This is a genomic window from Roseibium sp. AWQ4_290, assembly GCF_056160985.1.
This window is the reverse complement of record NZ_JBSWYG010000006.1, coordinates 87,292-111,176: the sequence shown is the minus strand read 5'-3', so window position 1 is coordinate 111,176 and position 23,885 is coordinate 87,292. Positions and strand designations below refer to the sequence as shown.

22 protein-coding genes and 1 pseudogene are annotated in these 23,885 nt (G+C 58.6%); 13 read left to right on the top strand and 10 right to left on the bottom strand.

Going from position 1 to position 23,885, the window contains the following annotated elements; genetic code table 11:
* Positions 1 to 155: 155 nt before the first annotated feature.
* Positions 156 to 1,334, bottom strand: a complete 1,179-nt coding sequence (locus ACXAH0_RS07935; protein ID WP_475190157.1) for a helix-turn-helix transcriptional regulator — start codon at positions 1,332 to 1,334, stop codon at positions 156 to 158.
* A gap of 981 nt (positions 1,335 to 2,315) precedes the next feature.
* Here ACXAH0_RS07935 and ACXAH0_RS07930 point away from each other — a divergent pair.
* Positions 2,316 to 2,813: a hypothetical protein gene (locus tag ACXAH0_RS07930; protein WP_475190156.1), complete on the top strand. Its 498-nt coding sequence runs from the start codon at positions 2,316 to 2,318 to the stop codon at positions 2,811 to 2,813.
* 77 nt (positions 2,814 to 2,890) lie between these two features.
* Here ACXAH0_RS07930 and ACXAH0_RS07925 read toward each other — a convergent pair.
* From ACXAH0_RS07925 to ACXAH0_RS07910, 4 genes and pseudogenes are all read right to left on the bottom strand, one after another.
* Positions 2,891 to 3,512: pseudogene (locus ACXAH0_RS07925) on the bottom strand (IS5 family transposase); the annotation flags it as partial.
* Between the two features lie 930 nt (positions 3,513 to 4,442).
* Complete coding sequence (locus tag ACXAH0_RS07920) at positions 4,443 to 5,267, bottom strand: MBL fold metallo-hydrolase (protein WP_475183149.1); 825 nt, start codon at positions 5,265 to 5,267, stop codon at positions 4,443 to 4,445.
* 252 nt (positions 5,268 to 5,519) lie between these two features.
* A complete protein-coding gene (locus ACXAH0_RS07915) occupies positions 5,520 to 5,978 on the bottom strand; it encodes a Crp/Fnr family transcriptional regulator (RefSeq protein ID WP_475183152.1) in 459 nt (152 codons plus the stop codon).
* Positions 5,979 to 6,075: 97 nt separating this feature from the next.
* Positions 6,076 to 8,658, bottom strand: a complete 2,583-nt coding sequence (locus tag ACXAH0_RS07910) for an ATP-binding cassette domain-containing protein (protein ID WP_475190155.1) — start codon at positions 8,656 to 8,658, stop codon at positions 6,076 to 6,078.
* A gap of 402 nt (positions 8,659 to 9,060) precedes the next feature.
* On the opposite strand from ACXAH0_RS07910, the gene ACXAH0_RS07905 reads away from it, so the two are divergent.
* The 7 genes from ACXAH0_RS07905 to ACXAH0_RS07875 all read left to right on the top strand — a co-directional run bounded on the left by ACXAH0_RS07905 (position 9,061) and on the right by ACXAH0_RS07875 (position 16,094).
* A complete protein-coding gene (locus ACXAH0_RS07905; RefSeq protein WP_475190153.1) occupies positions 9,061 to 10,281 on the top strand; it encodes a glycosyltransferase family protein in 1,221 nt (406 codons plus the stop codon).
* A 33-nt stretch (positions 10,282 to 10,314) separates the two neighbouring features.
* Positions 10,315 to 11,535 carry a glycosyltransferase family 4 protein gene (locus tag ACXAH0_RS07900; protein WP_475190151.1) on the top strand — a complete coding sequence of 407 codons (1,221 nt, stop codon included), beginning with the start codon at positions 10,315 to 10,317 and terminating at the stop codon, positions 11,533 to 11,535.
* A 124-nt stretch (positions 11,536 to 11,659) separates the two neighbouring features.
* Complete coding sequence (locus ACXAH0_RS07895) at positions 11,660 to 12,793, top strand: glycosyltransferase family 4 protein (RefSeq protein WP_475190150.1); 1,134 nt, start codon at positions 11,660 to 11,662, stop codon at positions 12,791 to 12,793.
* Positions 12,794 to 12,798: 5 nt separating this feature from the next.
* Complete coding sequence (locus ACXAH0_RS07890; RefSeq protein WP_475190149.1) at positions 12,799 to 13,977, top strand: glycosyltransferase family protein; 1,179 nt, start codon at positions 12,799 to 12,801, stop codon at positions 13,975 to 13,977.
* Positions 13,978 to 14,000: 23 nt separating this feature from the next.
* Complete coding sequence (locus tag ACXAH0_RS07885) at positions 14,001 to 14,801, top strand: methyltransferase domain-containing protein (RefSeq protein WP_475190147.1); 801 nt, start codon at positions 14,001 to 14,003, stop codon at positions 14,799 to 14,801.
* A 20-nt stretch (positions 14,802 to 14,821) separates the two neighbouring features.
* A complete protein-coding gene (locus ACXAH0_RS07880; protein ID WP_475190145.1) occupies positions 14,822 to 15,604 on the top strand; it encodes a polysaccharide deacetylase family protein in 783 nt (260 codons plus the stop codon).
* 181 nt (positions 15,605 to 15,785) lie between these two features.
* Positions 15,786 to 16,094, top strand: a complete 309-nt coding sequence (locus ACXAH0_RS07875) for a DUF3088 domain-containing protein (RefSeq protein ID WP_475190143.1) — start codon at positions 15,786 to 15,788, stop codon at positions 16,092 to 16,094.
* Positions 16,095 to 16,293: 199 nt separating this feature from the next.
* Here ACXAH0_RS07875 and ACXAH0_RS07870 read toward each other — a convergent pair whose 3' ends face one another.
* Positions 16,294 to 16,791 carry a peptide-methionine (S)-S-oxide reductase gene (locus tag ACXAH0_RS07870; RefSeq protein WP_475190142.1) on the bottom strand — a complete coding sequence of 166 codons (498 nt, stop codon included), beginning with the start codon at positions 16,789 to 16,791 and terminating at the stop codon, positions 16,294 to 16,296.
* A gap of 211 nt (positions 16,792 to 17,002) precedes the next feature.
* Here ACXAH0_RS07870 and nthA point away from each other — a divergent pair, with 211 nt between their 5' ends.
* Genes nthA through ACXAH0_RS07850 form a run of 4 tightly spaced genes read left to right on the top strand, consistent with a single transcriptional unit; the run spans position 17,003 to position 19,098 of the window.
* Positions 17,003 to 17,629: a nitrile hydratase subunit alpha gene (gene nthA, locus ACXAH0_RS07865; protein WP_475190139.1), complete on the top strand. Its 627-nt coding sequence runs from the start codon at positions 17,003 to 17,005 to the stop codon at positions 17,627 to 17,629.
* Positions 17,626 to 18,285, top strand: a complete 660-nt coding sequence (gene nthB / locus ACXAH0_RS07860) for a nitrile hydratase subunit beta (RefSeq protein ID WP_475190138.1) — start codon at positions 17,626 to 17,628, stop codon at positions 18,283 to 18,285. The genes nthA and nthB overlap by 4 nt, the downstream gene beginning before the upstream one ends.
* Entirely contained in the window at positions 18,272 to 18,649 is a 378-nt protein-coding gene (locus ACXAH0_RS07855) for a nitrile hydratase accessory protein (protein WP_475190136.1), read from the top strand. Before nthB ends, ACXAH0_RS07855 begins: the two co-directional genes overlap by 14 nt.
* Positions 18,646 to 19,098, top strand: a complete 453-nt coding sequence (locus ACXAH0_RS07850) for a methyltransferase family protein (protein ID WP_475190135.1) — start codon at positions 18,646 to 18,648, stop codon at positions 19,096 to 19,098. Before ACXAH0_RS07855 ends, ACXAH0_RS07850 begins: the two co-directional genes overlap by 4 nt.
* A gap of 318 nt (positions 19,099 to 19,416) precedes the next feature.
* On the opposite strand, the gene ACXAH0_RS07845 is transcribed toward ACXAH0_RS07850, so the two are convergent.
* Positions 19,417 to 20,307 (bottom strand): LysR family transcriptional regulator, encoded by an 891-nt coding sequence (locus ACXAH0_RS07845; RefSeq protein WP_475190134.1) that lies wholly within the window; start codon positions 20,305 to 20,307, stop codon positions 19,417 to 19,419.
* 128 nt (positions 20,308 to 20,435) lie between these two features.
* Between ACXAH0_RS07845 and ACXAH0_RS07840 the strand changes: the two genes are divergently transcribed.
* A complete protein-coding gene (locus tag ACXAH0_RS07840; protein WP_475183209.1) occupies positions 20,436 to 20,723 on the top strand; it encodes a DUF1330 domain-containing protein in 288 nt (95 codons plus the stop codon).
* Between the two features lie 213 nt (positions 20,724 to 20,936).
* Here the strand turns inward: ACXAH0_RS07840 and ACXAH0_RS07835 are convergent, their stop codons facing one another.
* The 3 genes from ACXAH0_RS07835 to ACXAH0_RS07825 form a co-directional block, all read right to left on the bottom strand.
* Complete coding sequence (locus ACXAH0_RS07835; RefSeq protein ID WP_475190133.1) at positions 20,937 to 21,530, bottom strand: class I SAM-dependent methyltransferase; 594 nt, start codon at positions 21,528 to 21,530, stop codon at positions 20,937 to 20,939.
* Between the two features lie 62 nt (positions 21,531 to 21,592).
* Positions 21,593 to 22,774 carry an ABC transporter permease gene (locus tag ACXAH0_RS07830; protein ID WP_475190131.1) on the bottom strand — a complete coding sequence of 394 codons (1,182 nt, stop codon included), beginning with the start codon at positions 22,772 to 22,774 and terminating at the stop codon, positions 21,593 to 21,595.
* Positions 22,771 to 23,796, bottom strand: coding sequence for an ABC transporter permease (locus tag ACXAH0_RS07825; protein ID WP_475183223.1), 1,026 nt, complete (start codon positions 23,794 to 23,796; stop codon positions 22,771 to 22,773). The genes ACXAH0_RS07830 and ACXAH0_RS07825 overlap by 4 nt, the downstream gene beginning before the upstream one ends.
* Positions 23,797 to 23,885 lie beyond the last annotated feature (89 nt).

The window sequence follows — 23,885 nt, the reverse complement described above, 5'->3', positions numbered from 1 at the left end:
CCGAAGCCCCTCCAAGCGCGGCCTCCGGTGACCCAATTCCGCCCATCGGACATCGTTGCACCGCTTATCCGGTCAACCAGACCGGGTTTCGCGATGCGACTAGCCGTTGAACGGAATTGGGAAATCAAATAGGGCATCATCAATTGCGATTGGTATTACCAGCCTGCCAGAAGCCGCAGCTGTTCCACCTTGCGCACCAGTTCGCTCTGCCTGCGGCAGCCCGCTTTCGACAGGGCCGCCTTGATCTGATTGCGCACGGTGTAAACACTCACCCTGCGTTTGGCCGCAATCTCGACGGGTGTTGCCCCTTCCGCCAGCAGCAGAACCGACTGGGCCTCAGCCTGGCTCAAGGTCAGGCAATTCTGAAGCTGTTTGACCGGCGACACCTCAGCGGACAGGCGTTTGACCGCAAGCAGCGTGGCCGCACCGGAGACAGTCAGGAACGGACCGAAGGGCGAGCGGTCCAGGTCCCCCAGCCGCAGCCCCATACTTCTGCAGATCCACTCATCTCCGTCCGCGTCGCGCAGCCTGATATTCTTGAAAACCTGGCCGTTTCCATTGGCCTGTTGCCGGAGATGCGTCAGGAAGCCCCCCCGCGCCGCGTCACTTCCGCACTCCAGGCGGCGGAACCCGTCGCTGCCGAACAGCTTGCCGCAGGACAGAAGCGTTTGCCCCAGTGCGCAGGTATACTGGATCGTCAGATCGGCATCGACCACGATCACAGCCGTGCCGCCCCCGAGCAAGTGCTGTTCAGCAGCCCATTTTTCAAAATTCAGCCCCTCAATCATCTGGTTGACCGCCAGCGAGTGCTGGATCACCGGCGTCAGAAGGGCACACAGATCAACCCAGGCCTGTTCAAATTTGTCCTGATCCCGCGCCCGCATGTTGCCGCCAATCAGGAACATGCGGTCCGTATCAAGCGCCAGCAGCACTCCCCCGCCGCAATAGATGTCGCCCTGGGGTTGAAGCAGATCGGCAAAAAAGGCCGTGCGCTTGATGGCGCGCGGATCGCACAGCGCCCCGCTTGGGACCGCTTCGCCAATCCGGCATTTCGGAAAATTCAGCGCATAGGGATTCTTGTCCGCATAATGGTCCTGATAGAGCGCCAGCACATCCGGATCATAGCCGGCCGTATAAGCAAGGGGGGCGGCTTGCGTGGTCTGATCGTAGCCGATCAGCTGGGTTCCGATATAAGTGCCAAGGGCTTGCCCCATGGCGTCCAGAAAATCCCGCCAGCCGTCCGGAGCCATCGCGGCCGCAATTGCAAGGTTTGACAGGTGCCTATACTGCTGCGTCGTTACGGCCACTTCCGCCCCTTTCCGCCTTACGTCCATGGACATATACGCTCTGCCGCAAGGTTCCAAACCCGCAACCGCGACACAACCTATAATAAATGTGCGCCTATAGTCCAATTGGACCATGCCATTAATGCATACAGCCTATAAACAAGATGCAGGTCGTGTTGACCAGCTTGACGCAGCGCTTATTAAAGTTGCAGGGCTGATTCCGGCAGCATCATAGGAATTCCCGCATTCCTGCAACCGGCGAGCGACCTAATTTTTTAAGTATGTTGTTTTTTTCGGCGGCCAATTAGGCCGCCATTTTTTTGGCAAAATTTCGAACCTCTGGATCAAAGGCTCTTTCAAGACCTGCGACAATGAATTGCTCCTGTCACATTTTAGAGCGAATTCTTTGGAAATTTTTTCCTTGAATTTGAGGAGAGAAAAGTACTTTTCTTCTTTTTTTCGAAATTACTGTTTTCAACAGCCTCAATGCAGCTATCGCGAACCTCGCGCCAATAACTTCTGTATGCTGGAAGCAGGCAGGAAATTGAGTGCCTTATACCAAGCGACGAAATTTGAGACTCCTTAGGTTTCCCAAGCGGCTTCGAATATGATTCAGAATGGCAAACATAAGGAGTTTGCCATGGGTGCACCGATCCCGCTTCGCACTGATTGTGATGCTTTGATGCTTTGATGCTTTGATGCTTTGATGCTTCGCCAACGTGCCCGTTTGTCTTCAGATGCAGATCAGACGCGCCGCCTTTTGGCTCTGGCGGCCATCTATGATGGGGGAAAGCTGGCCCCAAGAATCTGAACAGTTGTGTTAAGTGGATTTTTTGCTCCAGATCCGACAATTTTGTCGGCATGAAGGAGTGAAGATGGCAAGACGACCGAGACGAAATCACAGCGCTGCATTCAAGGCCAAAGTCGCATTAGCGGCTTTGAAGGCGAAAGATCCACTTAAGAAGCAGCACCAAACTGTTCAATCAAACGGGGCCACTTCTAATCAGACAACCAGATCGTAGATACCTGTTGCCGCGCCTGGAACAGACTTATCGATCAGCCCTGGACTATCATGTCATTCGGTATGCGGGACTGCGCCCATCGGTTCTGAATAATGTCGGTTGGTATAAACTCCAGGTACTATTCCTGTTCTACCTAGTTGGGGTAAATGAGATGCCTAATTCCAAAGCCTTAGAACTACTCATCGGGCAAGCAATGTTAGGGCAGGCAATGCTTGGAGAGATTTCGTGCTCGCTCATGGAAGCATACATTGAATGGGATATTACGACCCGAAATTGGGAAATAGTTCTGAAGTACGCAGAAAGTGAAGCCAATTCAGGTGAGATGTTCGACGATATCTTATCCGAGTTTTATGTTGATTTCGACAACATGAAGTCCGCAGGGCTTCTCAACTATGTTGACACCTTTAGCTCTAGAATGGAACTGTCCAACATCCTCGCCAATATTGAACCTTTCCGTGAGGGAGATAAAATATTGCGAGGATACTCTTATCGTAAAAGAATTTAATATACTGACATTAATTTCTAGTTTTATTGTCTAAATAGTTCGCCCTGAACACTGTCTAAGAAACCGATTCAAAAAATTTATGAGACTTGACAATAGGTTGCGAGCCTTCGTGTCATGACCCTGATGCTGGCGATGTTGACCCATGTGGTGGCACTTTCGACGGATTTTTCCCAGACCTTTGCCAGCCGGCGGCATCGTCCGAACCATCCGAAGGTGCGTTCCACCACCCAACACCGGGGTAGTACATGTCAGGCGTTTGCGGTATCTGAGCGCTTTTTGATTTCTATGGTCCACACTCCGCAGCCGACCAATGCGGCACGGAGTTTGTCGCTCGCGTAGCCGCCGTCGGCAAAGATGGCGCGGCCAGGGGAACTGGTCCCGGATGGCTTTTAGAACATCGGGCGCACCGTCCCGGTCCTGGATGTCGGCGGCATGAACCAGCACAAACAGCATCAGGCCAAGTGTATCGGTGATGATATGGCGCTTGCGGCCTTTGATCTTCTTGCCCATATCATAGCCTGAAACTCCGCCGCTTTAGGTGGTTTTCACACTCTGCCTGTCGATGACAGCGGCAGAGGGAGAGGCCTCGCGTCGTTCCAGTTCCCGCGTGGCTGCAATAAGGATGGGGTTGATCGTCTGCCAAAGGCCGGTATCGCGCCAGCAATAGAAATAGCCACGCACGGTGGAGGCTAGGGAAAATGTTGCGAACGAACATGAGGTTCTGCACTTGGGGCCGATTCCAAGTAGAACGATTGTGGAAGCCCGTCAGGCGCCGACCTGGCAGGACATGCTCAACTATTGATGCTTCTCTGATGTTAGTTATTTTCTTTGCATCTTGTTTAATTTTTAGCGGCAGCGCATTACCTTTTAAAGGACAAGGTGAGGCAAATGGAGTTTTCGGTATGAGCAACAATAAGTTCGGTATTCGAGATGACATTCGGGACGAGATTGCTAGACTAAATGAAAATCTTCAGAATAGGAAAAGTAGATTTGAGCTAGAAAAAGCTGTTCCGCGCCCCCCTTGGCTAGTCTATCCTGGATTCCCTAGGATCAGTATGAACTGGCGAATTGGGGGGGGGGAGAAGACTATAAGTCGTCATTTATCAAATGGTACATAGGGCTGACTAGCAAAGTTCGTGAAGATTATAGAAAAAAATTTCCAGAACCGACGGACTTTAACGGTTTTTACGATATGCTAGAAGACAAAGTAAGAAGACAAAAGTAATAAAATCAAAAAACCTGGTCGCACAGCATACAAAATCATATTTACGCCCCACGTCGCGTTCTGCGGCTATGGTGTCGCCGAATTTCAGTTTCAGAAACATCGAGCCAGCTGCCCCCGCAAAAACCGAATGATTTGTGTTGCGGCTTGATATTGTAGCCGCTTTCAACTCATCAGATCCGGAATTTTTTCTGAAGACTTCGAGGTATTTTCCCCGGACTTAAAGGCAATGGATGGTCTGGACCGTTTAAGCGGTTCAACGCCCACCTCCTCGCATCGCATGGGCATCTCCGCCGCCAGCAACCTGACGGCCAGCTGTTGCACACTCTTCTTCACCTGAAGCCGCCGGAGCGCCTGATCGGGGGCAAACAGGAGGCCAGAAGGACACTTTTCCTTTCAGCCCGCCCTTAAGGCGTCAGGATCATGCCTTCGCTGGCGATCAGGGTGCCCGGATAGGCGTTCTGGGCGGCAAGGCCGATCTCGTCGAGTTCGTCGTCCGAGCGGCGCGGGTCATGGTGGAAGAGAACCGGGGTTTTCACCTGCCCGGCCCGGGCCAGTTGCAGCGCCTTTTGCCAGGTCGAATGGCCCCATCCCTTGAAGGTTGGGTATTCCTCGTCGGTGAACATGGCATCATAGATCATGATGTCCGCGCCCTTGACGAATTCCGGCAAGGCTGCGTCGATGTCCGGCTCGCCATGTTCATGGTCGGTGATGATGCAGATCGACTTCCCTTGAAAATCGAAGCGGTACCCGCACGCTCCGCCCGGATGATTCAGCTTCGTCGTCCGGATGCGCAGGTCATCCTGGCGGGGAATGTCGTCTCCGGCCGAAAACCGCTTGAAGTCGACCGCTTTCAGGGTCTTGGCGGCGACCGGAAAAATCGGCGGCGACATGATCCGGCTGACAATGTCGATAAGCTGGGTGCCGTCCTGAAAATGGCCTGCCCAAGCGGTTACCTTGAAATTGGGGTCATAGGCGGGCTTGAAAAACGGCAGACCGCAAATGTGGTCAAGATGGGTGTGGGTAAAGAGCAGATCGAATTCGCGCGTCTTGCCGTTACACAGCTCCATGCCGAAATTGCGCGCGCCCGATCCGCAATCCACCAGAACAAGGGCGTCTCCCGCCCGGATTTCGAAACAGGCCGTCTCCCCCCCATAGCGCAGCGTACTGGCCCCCGGTGCGGGAGTGGAGCCTCTGGCACCCCAGCAGCGGAGAAAGAAGTCATCTGCCACGGTTGTCTCCCAAGGCGATGTGACCATGCTGCCGGTATGGTCCGGATCGATCTGGCCGGGACAGAGACATGGCTAGAAACCGGGCCCGGGCAGCGGGACGTGGCATGCCGGTGCCTGCCGCCCGGCGGGACATGGGACGCTGCAGCGGCCCGAAACACTCCGGCGGCATATCACAGACACGCCGCGCGATTCCTTTCCCGTCATATCCCGTTTTATGTCTCACAAACCACGTCTCCAGGTCGTTCCCTTGGCCTAACCGCCGGCATTCTCACGTCTTGCGTCAGCCAGATCCCGGGTCGTCCGCTCCAGGCGCAGCGCAAGTGTCCGCATAACCTCCAGCGATATATCAGGAAATTCTTTCAAGAGTTTCAAGAAGTCGTCTTTTGAGACCGTCAGCACATCCATGTCGCTGGCTGCGACCAGGGTCGCCGTGCGGGGCACGTCGCACAGGATGGCGATTTCCCCAAGGATGGAATTCTCCCCCACCTGGGCGACCTTCTTCTCGCCTTCGGGCGTGTCGACCAGAACATCGGCTGCCCCTGCCAGAATGATGAATGCACAATCGCCCTCCTCCCCCTGGGAGCACATGCGCTCATTCAGGCGGTACTCGGTCCGCTCGCTGATAAAGGCAAGCAGGCGCAGCTTTGTCTCGTCAATCCCGTGAAACAACGGAACTTTTCGAAGGGCTTCGACTTCAGTTTCAAGCGTCATACTCTGCTCCCGGCCTCATCTTCTTCTGGCATATATCCCTCTTGGCATGCAATCGCGTTCGTAAGATCTTACGCCTTTTAAGAACACTTGCACTTATCTACGCATTCTCTGAAATCCGTCCCTGATCCAAGGTGTAGCGCCGGTCGAATTCGGCGGCGATTTCTGCATTTGAAGTTCCATACAGGAAGGTTTTCCCGGACAGGACCTGCCGCAGGGCATTGCGCAGCGCCTTGTCGTCTTCGGTCAGGCCGGTTGCAATGTCATCCAATATGGTGATTTTCGCGTTTTTCAAAAGGCCGCGGACAAGCGCAATCCGCCGTCTTTGACCGGCTGACAGGCGCGATCCGGCCACCCCGACATGATAGCCGAACCCGGCATGAATCACCGGCCGGCGCAGGCCCGTCTCTTCCACGATGGTGCGGATCACCTCGTCTATGCGGCGGCGGGCATCCCGGCGGTCAACGCGGGCCCGGCCGAAGAGAAGATTGTCCTCAATGGTCAGCGGCGGCAGATAAACATCCGGGTTGAAGGTCACGAACCTGTCACTGGGGGCTACGACCCCGTCCAGGAACCGCTTGCGGGCCGCAATGATCTCGTCCCGCAATTCGTCGGTCATGACCCCGAGGCGGTGCCGGGCGGGCACCAGCTTGAAGGCCAGCCCCATGAGCCGGGACCGGTCCGCATCGGTCAAACCGGGTTTCTGCTGACCGGATTTCGCGATCCGAACAATGCGCTCGAATTCCGGCAGTTCATCCTGGTTGATAAAGGAATAGGTTCCCAGAAGACCGCTGTCACCGGAGACGTTGGCAAACAGTTCCAGCATGGTCTCGGCAATCTTCTGCCCCACCTGCTGCAGCTTCTTGTCAAAACCGGTCTCGGCCAGGAAGGTTTTGACCTCCTCCAGATCCGGCACCTGATCCATGGTGATCTCCGGATCGGACGGCACGGCAAAGAACAGGTTCTCCGCAAGGCTGGCGCTGGCATTGAAGCGGTCCGGGCTCCACAATTCCACAAGACCGGCAAGCTTCGGGGTTTCGGCGATCCGGCCAGCCAGGGTCTTGCGGACAGACAGGATCTTTTCCGCAAATTCATCATTCATCGACGGGTCAAGCCGGGATTGCAGCCCGAGCCGGTAGATATCGTTGTCGAGACCAACTGTTTCCAGCAGTTCAAGGGCCTTTTCCTGAAGCTCCGCATCGCTGTCCACCCCGGCTGCAGACAGGTCGTTCCAGTCTGCGGCCATATCGTAGATGGGGTTCTTGGTCAGGCTCGCCTCGCTGACCCGGCGCTTGTAGAGTTTTTCCTCCTCCGCATCCCGTTCGGGCGGCACAAGCGGCCGGTGCCGCAGGCCATAAAGCAGATTGTCCTGGATGGTGCCGGTCCACACATGCACTGCCCCCCCCACATAGGCGATCTCCCGGCCCAAAGTGGCGTCAGTGAGCTTGTCCAGATCATGAGAGCCGATCTCAACCTTGCCGGAGGAGGCCGACACCAGCCCGGCGGCCAATTGCAGCACTTCGGACCGGCCAGAACCGTCCGGCCCGGCAATCGCACAGGCCGTTCCGGCAGGGACTTCAAGCGACACATCCAGGACTTCCTGGCCTGCCGCGCCGCCGGAAAAGCTCACCCGGTCGAATCTCACATCGCCATCCAGCCGGACGCTTTCATCGGAGGTCAGCCGTTCCGTGCCGTGAATGTCCGACGGATCGAAATTCTCCACCACAGTCTGGTACTTGACGCTCACATCCGCTGTCATCTGATAGAAGGACAGGAGCAGCTTCCAAGGTCCGGCCAGATCCTTATAGGCTGCGATGACCGCCAGCAGCGCGCCGATGCTCAAGTTGCCCTCAATCACCAGATACCCGCCGATCAGATAGAAGAAGAACGGCGTCAGCTGGTTCATGAAATTGTTCAGGAACTTGATAAGGAATTTCCGGTTGAAGATCTCGTAGCGGATCTTGAAATTCTCATAAAGCCGGTCGGAAATATCCGCCGAATGCCAGGCCGCCGCGTCATTGGCATGAATTTCAGCCACCCCGGTGATGCTCTCGCCCACCTTGTCCGCGATGACGCGCACATTCTTCACCCGCTTGCGCGACAGCAGCACAACCCGCTTTTGCAGCATAGGAATGACATAACCCTGGATCGGGTAGGAGCTGACTGCAGCCAGCCCCAGAAGCGGGTCCTGCATGAAAATGAAGCCCAGCTGCACAACCAGCATGCCGCCCTGATAGGCCGGAAGCGCAAACGCCTCGCCGATATAGCCGCCGACATCCTCCACTTCTGAGGTGATCATTGGAATGATTTCGCCGGAGCTCACTTTCCGGAAATGCGGCAGGCGGAAGCGGAGCACCCGCTGGAACAGTTCAAAGCGCAAGCGGCGCAGCATGCGCTCACCCAAACGGCCCTTATAGACATTGAGATAGAATTTCAGGCCGTTGGAAACGACCACAAGGCCGAGAAAGGTGCAGCACAACAGCACCAGATAGGGAACCTGATCGAAATCGGCCCCCAGAATGCTGCGCGGAAAATTGTCGCCCTGCACGGCATCGTTGACGATCAGCTTTGGCAGTTCGAGCAGGAAATACACCACCGGATAGGTGAGCACCGTGACCATGAGAATGAAGATCTGCTGACGGGCACTGTATTTCCAAATAAAGCGAAACAGACTTTTTTCCATAAACTCATCCAAACGTCACGAAACAGACGTGCTTTTGCAATTGATTTCAGCTTGTATCAAAGGCAGTTGACGATGACCATGACCTGTTTGCCGGGTCACAGGCCCGCCCCCGCCGGACGCGGCGCATGCGGGCGCCCGCTCACAGGACCAAAGGCGGCACGGGGCCCAGACATCCGCAGAGCGCCCGGACCTTTTAGAACCGGCATCAACACATACCTCAGCAAAATAGGCTTTTTCGATCCTACCTCCCTCAGGCACCAGTGTGCCAGCCCGGTTGATGGTTTGCCACAACGGCATTTCTGCACTTGTTGGATGGACTTCGTTTGCATACACATCAGGGCGTGACAAGTGCCCGGCAATTGAGACATAAACTCATTGGGGAAGTTTTTGTTCAGGTCCAGTATGAGTTCCAAGACGCCGAAAATACTGATCTACAGTCATGACTCGTTCGGGCTGGGCCATCTGCGGCGCTGCCGCGCCATTGCCCATGCCCTGGTCGGCGACTTCGACACCCTGTCTGTCCTGATCCTGTCCGGCTCGCCGATCATCGGCAGTTTCGAATTCCGCTCCCGCGTTGATTTTGTGCGCATTCCCGGCGTGATCAAGCTGCGCAACGGCGAATACACCCCGCTTTCGCTGCACATCAACATCGACCAGACCCTGGCCATACGCTCCTCGATCATCGAGCACACAGCCAAGGTGTTCGAGCCTGATATTTTTATCGTGGACAAGGAGCCGCTCGGCCTGCGCGGCGAAGTGCTGGGAACGCTGGAAGCGCTCAAGCAGACAGATACACGGCTGGTGCTTGGTCTGCGCGATGTCATGGATGACCCGGATGTCCTGCGCGAAGAATGGGACCGCAAGAATGTCTATCCCGCGCTCAAGGATCTTTATGACGAGATCTGGGTCTACGGACCAAAGGACATTTGCGATCCGCTGGAAGGCGTTGACGTTCCTGACTGCGTGACGGCCAAGCTACGCTATACCGGCTATCTCCGGCGGGACCTGCCGGAGCGCGCCCAGGATCACCCCGTCCCCTCTCCCTTTGGTGAAGAGCCCTATATTCTCGTGACCCCCGGCGGCGGCGGCGACGGGGTGGAAATGGTCGACTGGGTGATGCGCGCCTACGAGACCCGCCAGCGTCCGCTGTTTCCGGCCCTGATCGTGCTGGGGCCATTCATGCCTGCTGCCGCAGCGACCCAGTTCAGCGAGCGGGCCGAACATCTGCGCGATGTGGAGATCATCCGGTTCACGCCCCAGATCGAGCCCTATCTGGCCAGTGCCACCGCCATTGTCGGCATGGGCGGCTACAACACTTTCTGCGAGATCCTGTCCTTCGACAAACCGACCCTGATGGTGCCGCGTGTGATCCCGCGCCGTGAACAGGCGATCCGGGCCGAGCGGGCGGAAAGAAGCGGCCTGCTGAAGGTACTGCCGATCGACCGTTATCCCGACTCAGACCTCATGTCCGCCGCCCTCTCCGACCTTCCGTCCCTCTCCTCTCCCTCCTCAGCCGGGGTCGACAATCTGCTCGACGGGCTTGATGTGATTTCCAACCGGGTGGGAGACATTTTCGAGCGTTCAGCGCCCAAAGACACTGACGCCAAGCTGGTCAATTTCTGACCTCCCCTCCCGAACGACAAGAAGACCCGGTCCATGTCCCGTATCGCCGTTGTGGTCAAAGGTTATCCGCGCCTGTCCGAAACCTTTATCGCCCAGGAAATGCTGGGGCTGGAAAGACGCGGTATCGACATCCTGATCGTAGCCCTGCGCAAGCCCTATGACCCTTACATTCATGATCTGCACCGGCAGATCTCGGCAGAGGTTCTCTACCTGCCCGAATATGTGAAGGACGATCCGGCCCGGGTTGCGGCAGCTAAACGATGGGCGCAAAAGCAACCCACCTATGGCGCGGCCAAAGCGCTGTTTGACGCCGACTACCGGCGGCAGCCAAGCGCAGACCGGCAGCGGCGCTGGGCACAGGGCTGCGTCTTTGCCCATGAGCTGCCGGAAGACATCACCTGGATCTACACCCATTACCTGCACACGCCCTGTTCGGCGGCCCGCTACGCCGCGCACCTGTCCGGGCGCAACTGGTCCTTTTCCGCCCATGCCAAAGACATCTGGACCAGCCCGGACTGGGACCTGAAGACCAAGATCGCCGATGCGGCCTGGGGGGTCACCTGCACCAAGGTCAATGTGGATCACTTAAAACGCCTTTCGGACGATCCGGACAAAGTGGAGCTGCTTTATCATGGGCTGGATTTTTCCAGCTTTCCGGAGCCTGACGGCACCGTCTCCCCCCGTGACGGCAAAACCACACCGGTGCAGCTGGTCTCAGTCGGCCGGGCGGTGGAAAAAAAGGGATATGACGACCTTATGGCCGCCCTTGCCCAACTGCCTGAAGACCTTGCCTGGCACTTTACCCATATTGGTGGCGGAGAGCTGTCCGAAACGCTCAGGACCATGGCGAACGGCCTCGGCCTGTCCGACAGAATTACCTGGCGCGGCGCCCAGCCGCGAGAAGAGGTGATCGCGGCCTGCCGGAACGCGGATCTCTTCGTCCTGCCCTCCAAACTTGCCCGCACGGGCGACAGGGACGGCCTGCCGAACGTGCTGATGGAAGCCCAATCCATGGGGCTGTGCTGCCTGTCCACCAAAGTTTCCGCAATCCCTGAACTGATCCTGGATGACGAAACCGGATGCCTTGTGGAGCCTGGCGCGCCGGTGCAGCTGGCGGCCGCTCTTGCGAAGCTGATCAGGGATCCGCAAAAGCGCCATCTTCTGGGTCTGGCAGCGGCAAAACGGGTGCGCAGCGCGTTTTCGACCGATCCGGGGCTTGACCGGCTGGCGGAGAAGTTTCGTAAGGTGCTGTGACGCTCACGGCTCAAACCGCCCGCCCGGACCGCCTGAACGGACCGCCTCCCGGACAGACTGTCCGGACCGCATGCCTGAAAAGCGTATATAAACAGCGTGTCTGGCCACCCTTCAGGGACCGCTTATGAAAATCGCCTTCACCGCTCCAATGAAGCCTTTGGACCATCCGGTTCCCTCCGGAGACAGGACCATGGGACGGCTGATCGTCAGGGCCCTCGAAAGCCTCGGCCACGAGGTGCGCATTGCCAGCCGGTTCCGGTCTTGGCGCAAGGACCCCGCGGACCTAAACAGCGGCCTTTTGCATCGGGAGGCCCTGTCGGAAGCGGAGCGAATTGCCGATCACTGGACCCGGGAGGGCTACCGGCCGGATCTGTTTCTGACCTATCACCTCTACCACAAGGCGCCTGACTGGATCGGCCCGGCACTTGCCGAGCGGTTCGGCCTTCCTTACGCGATTGTCGAGGCAAGCCGGGCGCCAAAACGTCAGACCGGCTCCTGGGCGGCCGGGTTCGCCGCCGCAGACGCCGCCCTGAAGCGGGCGGATGCAGTTGCAGCAATCCACAGCGCCGATCTTGACTGCCTGCGCCCGGTCGTGGCCGAAGACCGTCTTCAAGTCGTCCTGCCCTTTCTGGACGCCAGCCCGTTTCAGGCCGCAGGACTGACGGCCCGCTCGTCAGTGCACACGCCGTTCAGGCTGCTCACAGTGGGCATGATGCGCGAGGGGGACAAAACCGGCTCCTATGAGGTTCTGGCAAGCGCCCTCAAAATGCTCACAGACAGGCCCTGGCATCTGACCCTTGTCGGTGACGGTCCTTGCCGGGACCATATCCTGTCCCTTTTTCCGCAAGATCGGATCACTTTTTTAGGGGCCCTGCCGCCGGAGGATCTGCCAGCCCAGTACGCGGCCCATGATCTTCTGGTCTGGCCAGCAATCCGGGAAGCGTTCGGTCTTGTCTTTCTGGAGGCGCAGGCGGCGGGAACGGCCGTCCTGGCAGGCGCCACATTCGGCGTTCCCGATATTGTGCGCCATGGGGACACGGGGCTGTTGTCACCGGAAGGCGATGTGGAGGCCTTCGCGGCCAATCTGCGCCGTATTCTTGACCACCCGGACATGGCCATGACGATGGGCCGGGCGGCGGCCGCCCATATCGGTGCCCGGCACACACTGGCGGCCGGAGCGGCCCGGCTGGCGTCCCTGCTCCAACGCGCCTGCCGCAATCGCGCCGCAGCGTCGAACTCAGGCACACAAGGAGCGTGAGCACCATGCAATTCAAGGCCTTTATCCATGTGCAGCACCTTCTGGGCACTGGCCATGTGGTCCGGGCTGCGGCCATCGGCAAGGCGCTTGCCCAAAAAGGGATCGCCGTCACACTTGCCAGCGGCAACAAAATCCCGCCCACGCTTGACACGGGCACGCTACAGGTGGTTGCGCTCCCGCCGTGCAAAAGCCCGGATGCACGTTTCAAGCGGCTTGTCACCCTTGAGGGCCAGGATATTGACGAAGCTTGGAAAAAGGCACGTGTTCACGCATCGATTCAAGCCTTCGAAGCCGAGGACTTCGATCTGCTGCTGACAGAGACCTATCCCTTTGGCCGCCGCCAGCTGGATTTCGAGCTGACACCGCTTTTGGAGCGGGCAAAGGCAAAACCCCGCCCGCCGGTGATTGCCACCTCTATCCGTGACATTCTGGTGCGCAAGAAGGAGCTCTGGAAAGAAGAATGGATGGCCGGTCAGGCCCTGAGGTTCTATGACCGGGTGCTGGTTCATTCCGATCCAGATTTCATCCAGCTTGCCGACAGTTTTCCCTTTGCGGACCGCGTCGCGCCGCTTGTGCGCTATACCGGCTATGCCGATGCAGACCGGCAAGCCCACCCGGAGGGAAAGGATGGCACGGATGAGGTGATCCTGTCCTGCGGCGGCGGCGCGGTGGCAGAGGCTCTGTTATCCGCCGCGCTGGAAGCCCGCTCCCTGTCGCGCCGCGCCGGGGATACAAGATGGCGTCTTCTGATTGGCCATGACGTTTCGGAAGACGCCTTTGCACTCTATCGAAGGAACGCGCCAGACGGGGTTTGGGTCGAGCGGGCCCGCCCGGATTTTCCGGCGCTTTTGAAACGGGCCCGCCTGTCGGTCAGCCAGGCCGGATATAACACGGTGCTGGACATCTTGAGCGCCGGTGTTCCGGCCGTCTTCGTGCCCTTTGCCCAGGCCAATGAGACCGAGCAGAGCCAGCGCGCCGAAGCCCTTGCCCGCCATGGCCGCGCCGTCGTGGTCTCTGAGGCGGGCCTCACACCGGAAAAGCTGGCCGCCGCTGTGGACGATGCCCTGCATCTGCCCCGCAAGAGGCACAAAGTCTCGCTGGGCGGGGCGGCCACAAGCGCTGACATTCTGGTAGAAGATCTGAAAGCCCGAGCGGACGGCGGGTCAGCAGGGTTCGCGTCTTAACACTTCTGGAAAGGCAGTGTCCCATGGATTTGCGTCAGTTCAAGACAATGAACGAGGTGCACGAGACCTCCGGCTTTATTGCGGCACTGGAGGCGTTTGACGGCATAACACAGCTGCAGGAGCTGAAAGCCCTCGCCCGCCAGCGCACCGGGATAGCGCACGGCCAGGCGGTTCTGGATGTGGGTTGCGGGTTTGGCCTTGAGACCCTGAGGCTGGCCGAACTCACCGGCCCGTCCGGGCGCTTGACGGGGATTGATCTCAGCCCGGACTTCATTCAGGAGGCTCAAAAGCGGGCCAGAAGCGCCGGACAGGATATCCGCTATCAAGTGGGTGATGCCTGCGATCTGCCGTTTGAGGCCAACAGCTTCGACTGTGTCCGCGCTGAGCGGATGCTGATCTATCTGAAGGACTTCACAACAGCCCTCAGGGAAATGCAGCGGGTGCTGAAGCCGGGCGGGCGCCTTGCCTTGATCGAACCGGATTTTTCCACCAACACCATCAACACCGCCGACCGCCCGCTCATGCGCCGGATCATGGATTACGAAGTGTCCCGGGCGGTGGAGCAGGCCTGGTTGCCGGGGCCGCTGCACGAGGCCTTGCAGGATCTCGGGTTCACGGAAATCGCCATCGCGTCACGGGTCCTGATTTTCCCGCAGGATCTGGGCGCAGGCTATTTTTCGGGGCTTGGAGAAAAGGCGCTGCAGGCAGGGCTCGTGTCCGAAGCGGAGCTGAAAGACTGGCAGAACGAAATTGCAAAGCTGCGCAAAAAGGACCATTTGTTTGCAACGATAGGCTATTTCCTGTTCACAGCCACCTGCCCCTGACCCATCCGGATCCGCGTTCCTTGACCCCTGTTTCCAAATCCGCCGATTCCCAGCGCTTCAAAGACGCGCTTCTTCAGCATCTCGACTGGTTCGCCGAGCGGGGCCGCAAGGTCCGGTTCTGGTGGCGGGACGATGACGCCGTCGCTCCAACGCCTGCCCTGGACCGGCTGCTGGCCCTTGCCAACGCTCATCATGTCGATATCGGCCTTGCCGTCATCCCGAAGGACGCCACCGGGGCGCTGGCGGAGCGGCTGGCAGGCGAAGACCATGCGCTCGTGCTGCAACATGGCTGGCAGCACAAGAATTTCCAGATCAAGGCAAAGCGCGAAAAGGCTGCTGAACTTGGTTCCCGGCGCGACCCGCAGGAACTGATGGCGCAGCTTCAGGACGGCAAGGCCCGGCTGGAGCACTTGTTCGGCGCGCGTTTCGTGCCTGCCATGGTGCCACCCTGGAACCGGATTGATCCGGAGATTTCACGGCGCCTGCCGGAAATCGGCCTGCCGTGCCTCTCCACCTTCACCTTTCACAATTTCCCGCGCGCGCATCAGCTTCAGTGCCATGTCGATATCTTGAAATGGAAACAGCCGGTGCGTTTCATCGGTTGGGAAAGTGCCCGCCTGCGTTTTGACCTGCAGCTCACCCGGCGCCGGAACACACGCTCAGAGCCGCTTGGCCTGTTGAGCCACCATCTTGCCCATGACGAGGCCAGTTTTGCGTTTCTGGAAGACTTTCTGGCCATCGCGGCCCATCACGAGGGCGCAGACTGGCCCGGCGTGAAAGAGCTGTTCGCACAGGCCGCCTGACCACCGCGAAAGACTTCTAGTGTGGTGAATTTAAAAGACGCCTCATTCTAGCAGTCACCGCCGGAGCGTATTTCAAATTCGAAAACTACTCTAAAAACATGAAACTGCTCGTCACCTTCTCGACTCTGAAGTTCGTTTGGAGCGTGGCGGGACATGTGACGAACTTCAGATTCAGGTGACTATGATGAAAGACCGCCTCTATCTCCTGGCCCCCGGCTTTGACGATCCGGCCTATCCGGGCAAGGTGTTTTACTGCTGGCATTGCGCGCTTGTGGAAGGCGTTCTGGCCGCGCGTCCCGATCTTGCGGCAAACCTTGACGTTCACCGGATCGCCTGGACGCGTCCGCGCCGGGAGATTATTGGGCTTTTAGGGGAAGACAACCAAAGCCTGCCAGTGCTGGTCCTACCCGATGGCAGCTTCATCAACGACAAGGACGCCCTGCTGGAGGCGCTATCAAACCGCCACGGCTTTCCCTGGCCCCATCCATGACCCGGAGCGCCGTCCCGGACCTGATCCGGGGCCCCTTGTCCTCCTTAAGATGAAGACGGTGAGTGATACCAAGCGGACCTATTTGATGACCCAAGGGGGATGACCCTGTTCTGCAAGGCTCACACCAAGTTTCGCAGCTTTTCCCATGGGACAATACCGGCAAGGATGCCAGCAAATCTGCGCGGCAGCTCATGGATCCCTATTCCGCAGCCTCGACCGCTGCGCGCAGGGCGCTGGCATAGCGCTGCCGCAACAGGGCCAGTTTCGGGTCGATATAGGTCTTGCAGAAGGGGCGCTCCGGGCCGGAGGCATAATAATTGCGGAAGCGTTCGTCCGACACCCGAAAGGCAGAGAGCGTCAGGATTTTCGTCACCAGCGGCGCCTCAAACCCGTGCTGAAGCGTCCTCAGGATCCGGCCTACCTTCACGCCCGTGCCAGCATCATAGACATAGATGGCCGACCGGTATTTGCTGCGCATCTTGTGCTCCGACGTGCTGGAATGGGTGCGCAGATGGATCTCGATCAGGCGTTCCAGTGGCAGAGCAGCCGGATCGAACGTCACCAGAACCGCCTCCGACCAGCTGTTGTCAGGCCGGTCTGAGCGGATAAAGCCCTGTTCCACATTTGAAATGCCGGACAGCGCCTGAAACACAGCTTCGGTGCACCAATGGCAGCCGCCGCCCAAACCGATTTTCACCTGTGCCTCCAAGATCTGCTGGTTTTCGTCAACTGTGCCAAAGAACCCCGTCTGGCCCAAACGCCTTGGCGGAGATTCCCCCAACGAGATAAAGGCACTGGAAGGCCACCTGCTGCCAGACATACGTAAAACCACCATATGGCTTCTTCTTTTTGTGCCAAACGATTATCATCTGAAAAAATCAGCATAACGCCTTTGCCGGGAGGCCGCCTTGTCCCACGACCACGACCATTCCGAACTCAGCGACATTGACCTGCGCGTGCGCGCCCTGGAAACGCTTCTGACGGAAAAGGGCTATATCGATCCGCCTGCGCTGGACGAGCTGATCGACACCTACGAAACCAAGATCGGTCCTAAGAACGGGGCCAAGGTGGTGGCGGCCGCCTGGGCGGACCCGAATTACCGGGCCCACCTGCTGCAGGACGCAACAGCGGCCATTGCCGATCTCGGCTTTACCGGCCGCCAGGGCGAACACATGGTCGCCGTCGAGAACACGGCGTCCACCCACAATATGGTCGTGTGCACCTTGTGCTCCTGTTACCCTTGGACCGTGCTCGGCCTGCCGCCGGTCTGGTACAAATCCGCCCCCTACCGGTCCCGGGCCGTCCGCGATCCGCGCGGTGTTCTGGCCGAATTCGGCGTGACCTTGCCGGAAACAACCCAAATCAAGGTGTGGGACTCCACTGCAGAGGTCCGCTATCTCGTGATCCCCCGGCGACCGGAGGGAACCGGGGGCTGGAGCGAAAAGGAGCTGGCCAGGCTGGTGACGCGCAACAGCATGATCGGCACCGGGCTTGCGCTTGATCCGGGCACACAGGCGGCAGGAGACGCCCGATGAACGGTGCCCAGGATCTTGGTGGCCAGATGGGCTTCGGACCGATCGAGCTGGAAGACAACGAGCCGAATTTTCATGCCATTTGGGAAGAGCGGACCTTTGCCCTTACGCTTGCCATGGGTGCCACCGGCTCCTGGTCTTTGGATCGGTCGCGCTTTGCCCGGGAAAGCCTGCCGCCGGCCGTTTATCTGTCCTCCAGCTACTATGAAATCTGGACCCTCGGGTTGGAAAAGCTGCTGGTGCAGGCAGGGCTTGTAACTCAGGAAGAACTGGCGGCCGGACATTCCCTTGACGCGCCCAAACCTGTGAAACGGGTCCTGAAAGCGGATGAGGTTGCCGAGACCCTGTCAAAAGGAGCGCCCGCCGACCGGCCCGTGCGCCAGCCCGCCCGCTACCGGGTCGGGGATGCGGTGCGCACCAGACAGATGCATCCGGAACACCACACCCGCCTGCCCCGCTATGCCCGCCATGTGCCCGGCCGGATCGAGGCCGTGCACGGTGTTCACGTCTTTCCCGATACAAATGCGCAAGGTCTGGGGGAACAACCAGCCTGGCTCTATGGCGTTGCCTTCAAGGGAACGGATGTCTGGGGGCCGGACAGCGATCCCCGTCTCACCTTGCGCCTGGACCTTTGGGAGCCCTATCTTGAGCTTGCCTGACCCCTTTGCCTCCTTGCCCCGCCTGCCGCTGGACCAGGACGGCGGGCCGGTGTTCAGCGCCCCCTGGGAAGCCCGGGTGTTCGCCATGACGCTGAAAGCTCATGAGGCTGGCTTGTTTACATGGCCGGAATGGACCGAAGCCCTTGGGGCGGAACTGGCCAAGGACGGAGATGGCAGCGGCGGCATACTTGGCTATTACGATCACTGGCTGACGGCCTTTGAAACGCTGCTCAGCGCCAAGGGCGTGGCCGGGTCCGGTCAGCTTGCCCAGCTGAAAGAGGCCTGGGGCGCGGCTGCAAAAGCCACCCCGCATGGGCAGCCGATTGAGCTGAAAGATCCCCCCCGTGGTGGCGAAGCCCCATGAAACTGAAGGTCCCGCCACCATTGGTCTTTGCAGTTGCGGCCGTCCTGACCTGGGCAGTTTCCGCCCTCTTTCCGGATCTGTCGCTCCGGTTTCCGGGACAGATCCCCCTTGCCGGACTTCTGGTCTGTTTGGGATTGCTGCCGGACATTCTGGCGCTCAAGGCCTTCTGGCAGCGCAAAACCACCGTCAATCCAATGGCCCCCGACAAGACCAGCGCCCTGGTGACCGACGGAATTTACAGGCTGAGCCGCAACCCGATGTATCTCGGCCTTGCCTGCCTGCTCCTCGGGGTCTCCCTCTATTTCGGCAGTCTCCTGTCGCTGGTCCTCTTCCCGGCCTTTCTCTGGTATCTGACCGAATTTCAGATCAAGCCGGAGGAAGATCAGTTGCGGCGCATCTTCGGGGCGGCCTATGAGGACTATTGTCAAAACGTGCGCCGGTGGATCTAGTTTGGTGAATTTGATAAACGCCTCATCTTAGCAGGAACCGCCGGAGCGGATTTCAAATTCGAAAACCACACTAGAAACATAAACTTGCTCGTCACATTCTCGAATTCGAAATTCGTTCGGAGCGCGCCGGAAAATGTAACGAACTTCAGTGTCAAGTGAATAAGAGCCTGTCGTGTTCATCTGGATTCAAACCGGTTCGTCTTTTGCATTGAAATCTCTGGTGTCAGGCATCGAAAGGCAAATCCGAGGAAGCGCCACGCGCTCTTGGACCCTGCTCTAAAATGGCTTCTTTTCAGAATCTTATGCAAAGTTTGGTCTTCAGCCCCCCAGATAGAGCTGACCATTCTTTTTGAAGGCGTCCGCAGCAAAGCCCAGAAAGGCGCGGATGCGGGCGACATTTTTCAGATCTGGATGGGTCAGGACCCAGATGTCGAGATAGCGGGACAGCTCGATCCCCGGCACACGGATCAGCTCCGGATCAAGATCTCCTAAAAAGCACGGCAGCCGGCCGATCCCCATTCCGGTGCGCACCGCAGCGTGAAGCGCGATCATGTCATCCGCCACCAGCCGAATAAACGCGGACGGATAGCGGGTCCGGATCTCTTTCGGCACGCCCCTGCCCCACCATTTGAAGGTGACGCAGGCCAGCGCGTCCCGGGACCGGCCGGTCTCCAGAAGCCCCTGGTGCTGGCGGGCGAAGCTGCGGGCCATATAGTAGCCGCGCCGCTGGCCGGTGGCGAGGCGGCCGAACAGGCTGTCTCCGGGTGTATCGGTCACCCTGACGGCGATATCCGCTTCCCGGCGGTGCAGGCTCAGCTTTTCATTGGCGGCGACCATTTCCAGTTCGATGCGCGGATGGCGCTCTGAAAATTGCCGCATGATTTCCGCCAGTTGCACCTGGAAGAGCAATTGGGCCGCCGTCACCCGCAGCGGTCCTTCCAGCTCCGCATCCTGCGCGGTGATACGGGTATCAAGCGCCAGAATCTCCGCTTCCATACGCCGGGCCGCCGCAACCGCCTCCTCTCCGGCGGTGGTTGGCACGAAGCCCTCCGGCAGCCGTTCAAACAGGCGGGTGGCCATGCGCTCTTCCAGCGCGGACAGGCGGCGGGACACGGTGGAGTGAGTCACCCCCAAGCCGCGCGCCGCCTTGGTCACTGTGCCTGCGGAGGCAATTGCGAGCACAAATTTCAGATCATCCCAATTGTCCATGGCGATCCCAAGCCTTTTTCCTTCTGTGCATTTTTGCACAATGACTTTCGGGAATTGACGAATTTTCCGCAGACCAGCTTCACGATACCGTCAGCTTGTCGAAACGCTTCAGGAAAAGGACCTGCCTCATGCCCATTCAAGCCCTTGCCATGATCACCATTTCCGACAAGGAAAGCCTTGGTGCCTATCGGGAAAAAGCCGCAGAGGCGCTTGCCAAGCATGGCGGCAGCATCCTGGCCGCCACCCCGGATGTGACCGTTCTGGAAGCGGCTGGCACCGCCCCGGACATCGCCGCGCTGCTGTCCTTCCCGGCCCTGGATGCCGCCAAGGCCTGGATCAGCGATCCGGATCTTGCCGATACCCATGCGCTGCGCAACAAGGGTGGCATGTCGACCATCGTGGTCTTGCCGGGGTGAGCGCAGAGTTCAGCCGGTGAGGTTTCCGCTTTCTTTCATTTGCCGGTCGGTTCTATGTATTCAATCTTTGAAATGCGCCCGCGAAACAGAAGCTCTGCATTCTGATAGCTGACGTCTGCAGAGGGAATGTGAGGTGGCTGGCAAGCCCATACCGGGAAGGAGACTGTGATGCCAAAGAAGAGGCCCAGCAACCGAACCATGTCCTGGTCCTCTCTATCCCTTAGGCTTCACCAGACGCATGCGCCAAGTGACGCCTTTTTTGTCTGAGACCAGACGGTAATCGTCGAGAACTTCCCATGTGGCCGCATCATCGGTTGCCGCCCACAGGCTGTTGATCAGCTTGTTGGCACCGGATTCAGGTTTTTTCGGAGAATACATGGACAGGGCAATCACACCGTCTTTTTTCAGGAACGGCACATAGCGGCTGACCACAGCGGCCGGATCGTCGGCAAAATGCAGAACCTCATTGAAGACAATGGCGGAAAAGGTTTCGCCTGCCTCCGGTTCAAAAGCATGCATGTCGCCCGCCCGCAGGCTGGCAATAGCCGGATCCACGTCTGCGATCTGCAGCGAGGCGGGAGAGAGATCGATGCCCACATAGCGTTTGACCCCCATGGGTTTCAAACGCTCATAGAGCAGGCCTTCACCACAGCCGATATCCAGTACCTCGTCCATGGCCCCGGTCAGGCTCAGCCACATGCCGATAATGCCATAGCGCCCGCTTTCGGGAAGCGAGCGCAGAAAGGCCCAGCGCCCGGCTTCATATTCCTCGTCCCAGCCTGCGGCGGTGGTGGCGTTTTTTGACATGGTGTTTCCTGATGGCAAAGGCGGGCCGGAACGGCCCGCCGGACAAATCAAATTCCGGGTCTTCACTTATAGGGATCTGCCGCATCGCGCAAACCATCGCCCAGGAAATTGAACGCCAGAACCACAATGATGATGGGCAGCACCGGGGCCATCAGCCAGGGATAAACGGTTACGACCGAAATATTCTGGGCTTCGTTCAACAGAACCCCCCAGGAAATGGCCGGCCGGCGCAGACCGAGATTGAGATAAGACAGCGCGGTTTCCCCCAGGATCATGGCCGGGATCGACAAGGTGGCGGAGGCAATGATGTGGCTGGTGAAGCCAGGGAGCAAGTGCCGCGTGATCACACGTTTCGGTTTGGCTCCCATCAGCACCGCCGCCTTGGCATATTCCTCCTCGCGCAAGGAGAGCAGCTTGGAGCGCACCGCACGGGCAAGACCCGGCCAATCCAGAAGCCCGAGAATGACCGTGAGGCCGAGATAAATCCAGACTGGGCTCCAGGTGACCGGCAGGGCCGCAGACAGGGCCATCCACAGGGGCAGCTCCGGCAGAGAGCGGATGATCTCGATCATGCGCTGGATCACACTGTCAAGCACCCCGCCGAAATAGCCGGCAATCCCGCCGAAAAACAATCCGAGCACGATCGAGATGGTAACCCCGATCAGGCCCACGGTGAGGGACAGGCGCGCGCCATAGACCAGCCCGGAAAACTGGTCCCGGCCCAGCCGGTCTGTGCCGACCAGAAACAGGGTGCCGCCTTCCGCAGGGCAGAACAGATGGAATTCGGCGTCAAACAGGCCCCAGAACTTGTATTTCGCGCCCCGGCAAAAAAACCGGATGGGCTGAACGTCGTCCGGATCTTCCGTGAAGACCCATTGCAGGGTTTCCATGTCGATCGAGGAGGACATGCCATAAACAAACGGCCCGACAAATGAGCCCTCGTGGAAGAGGTGGACCGACTGGGGCGGCGCAAACAGGTGATCGGCGTCCCGGGAGTTCGGGCTGTAGGGCGCGATGACCTCCGCAAAGGGCACGCACAGATAAAACAGGATCAGGATCACACCGGACCAGACGGCGACCTTATGGCGCTTGAACTTCCACCACATGATTTGCCACTGGGAGGCCTGGTAGAACCGTTCCTGCTCCGCCGTCATGTCTTCCGTCACCGCCGGATTGAACGGTGTCGGATCAACGTAATGCTCCACCTCGCGCACCGGCGCGCCGTCTTTCACATCCCTGCTCATGACGCAGCCCCTCCGCCCAGACGGATGCGCGGATCCAGCACCGCCAGCAACAGATCGGAAATCAACATGCCGATCAATGTCAAAACCGCCACAAAGAGCAGAATGAAGCCGGACAGGAACTGATCCTGGGACTGCAAGGCTGACAGCAGGACCGGGCCAACGGTTGGCAGGCTCATCACCACGGAGACGATCACGGAGCCTGACACCATGGAGGGGATCAAGTTTCCAATATCGGCAATGAACGGGTTGATCGCCATGCGCAGCGGATATTTGACCAGAAGCTGGTTTTCCTTCAGCCCCTTGGCCCGGCCGGTGGTCACATATTGCTTGTGCAGCTCGTCCAGAAGATTGGCGCGCAACCTGCGGATCATGGCGGCAGTTCCCGACGTGCCGATCACGATGGTCGGTACGATCAGATGGGCCATGACCGACATGGCCTTGTCCACACTCCAGGGCTGGTCGATATATTCGGCCGCCATCAGCCCGCCGACCGACAGGCCGAACCACAGATTGAACAGATAAAGAAGGATCAGTGCCAGCAGGAAATTCGGTGTTGCCAGGCCGATATATCCCAGCAAGGTGAAGCCGTAATCCGCCCAGGAATATTGCCGGGTTGCGGAAAAGATCCCGATCGGGAATGACACGACATAGACAAACAGGATGGTCGCGAAATTAAGCACGATGGTCAGTGGCAGCGTTGGCCCAACCACCTGCTCCACCGGTTTGTCGAATTCAAACGACCAGCCCCAATTGCCCTGCAGCAGCCCGTCAAGGCCGTTCGTTCCTGGCCAGAGGCCGATCCAGATCAGATACCGCTCGAAGAACGGCCGGTCGAGCGAATATTCCTTGCGCAGAAACTCCAGCTTGGCGACAGACGATTCCTCGCCAGTGGATTTGAGCGCGGCAATCTGGTTGGAAATATAATCGCCTGCGGGCAATTCAATGATCAAGAAAGTCAGAAAACTGATCACCAGCAAGGTGGGGACCATCATGAAAATCCGGCGTATAATGTAATAGAGCACCTGGTCTCCCCTTAGGCCCGATACGGCTGGCCCGCCCGCCAGCCTGGCTGCAATGCCGCAGCCCTATTGAGTTCATGCCCGCAAGCGCA

Excerpts from the sequence above, each read along its gene's own strand:
- ACXAH0_RS07840 (WP_475183209.1), top strand. The coding sequence starts at position 20,436 with ATGCCCATTCAAGCCCTTGCCATGATCACCATTTCCGACAAGGAAAGC.
- ACXAH0_RS07900 (WP_475190151.1), top strand. The coding sequence starts at position 10,315 with ATGTCCCGTATCGCCGTTGTGGTCAAAGGTTATCCGCGCCTGTCCGAA.
- nthB (WP_475190138.1), top strand. The coding sequence starts at position 17,626 with ATGAACGGTGCCCAGGATCTTGGTGGCCAGATGGGCTTCGGACCGATC.
- ACXAH0_RS07830 (WP_475190131.1), bottom strand. The coding sequence starts at position 22,774 with ATGAGCAGGGATGTGAAAGACGGCGCGCCGGTGCGCGAGGTGGAGCAT.
- ACXAH0_RS07910 (WP_475190155.1), bottom strand. The coding sequence starts at position 8,658 with ATGGAAAAAAGTCTGTTTCGCTTTATTTGGAAATACAGTGCCCGTCAG.
- ACXAH0_RS07935 (WP_475190157.1), bottom strand. The coding sequence starts at position 1,334 with ATGGACGTAAGGCGGAAAGGGGCGGAAGTGGCCGTAACGACGCAGCAG.
- ACXAH0_RS07905 (WP_475190153.1), top strand. The coding sequence starts at position 9,061 with ATGAGTTCCAAGACGCCGAAAATACTGATCTACAGTCATGACTCGTTC.
- ACXAH0_RS07845 (WP_475190134.1), bottom strand. The coding sequence starts at position 20,307 with ATGGACAATTGGGATGATCTGAAATTTGTGCTCGCAATTGCCTCCGCA.
- ACXAH0_RS07835 (WP_475190133.1), bottom strand. The coding sequence starts at position 21,530 with ATGTCAAAAAACGCCACCACCGCCGCAGGCTGGGACGAGGAATATGAA.
- ACXAH0_RS07895 (WP_475190150.1), top strand. The coding sequence starts at position 11,660 with ATGAAAATCGCCTTCACCGCTCCAATGAAGCCTTTGGACCATCCGGTT.
- ACXAH0_RS07875 (WP_475190143.1), top strand. The coding sequence starts at position 15,786 with ATGATGAAAGACCGCCTCTATCTCCTGGCCCCCGGCTTTGACGATCCG.
- ACXAH0_RS07915 (WP_475183152.1), bottom strand. The coding sequence starts at position 5,978 with ATGACGCTTGAAACTGAAGTCGAAGCCCTTCGAAAAGTTCCGTTGTTT.
- ACXAH0_RS07850 (WP_475190135.1), top strand. The coding sequence starts at position 18,646 with ATGAAACTGAAGGTCCCGCCACCATTGGTCTTTGCAGTTGCGGCCGTC.
- ACXAH0_RS07885 (WP_475190147.1), top strand. The coding sequence starts at position 14,001 with ATGGATTTGCGTCAGTTCAAGACAATGAACGAGGTGCACGAGACCTCC.
- ACXAH0_RS07890 (WP_475190149.1), top strand. The coding sequence starts at position 12,799 with ATGCAATTCAAGGCCTTTATCCATGTGCAGCACCTTCTGGGCACTGGC.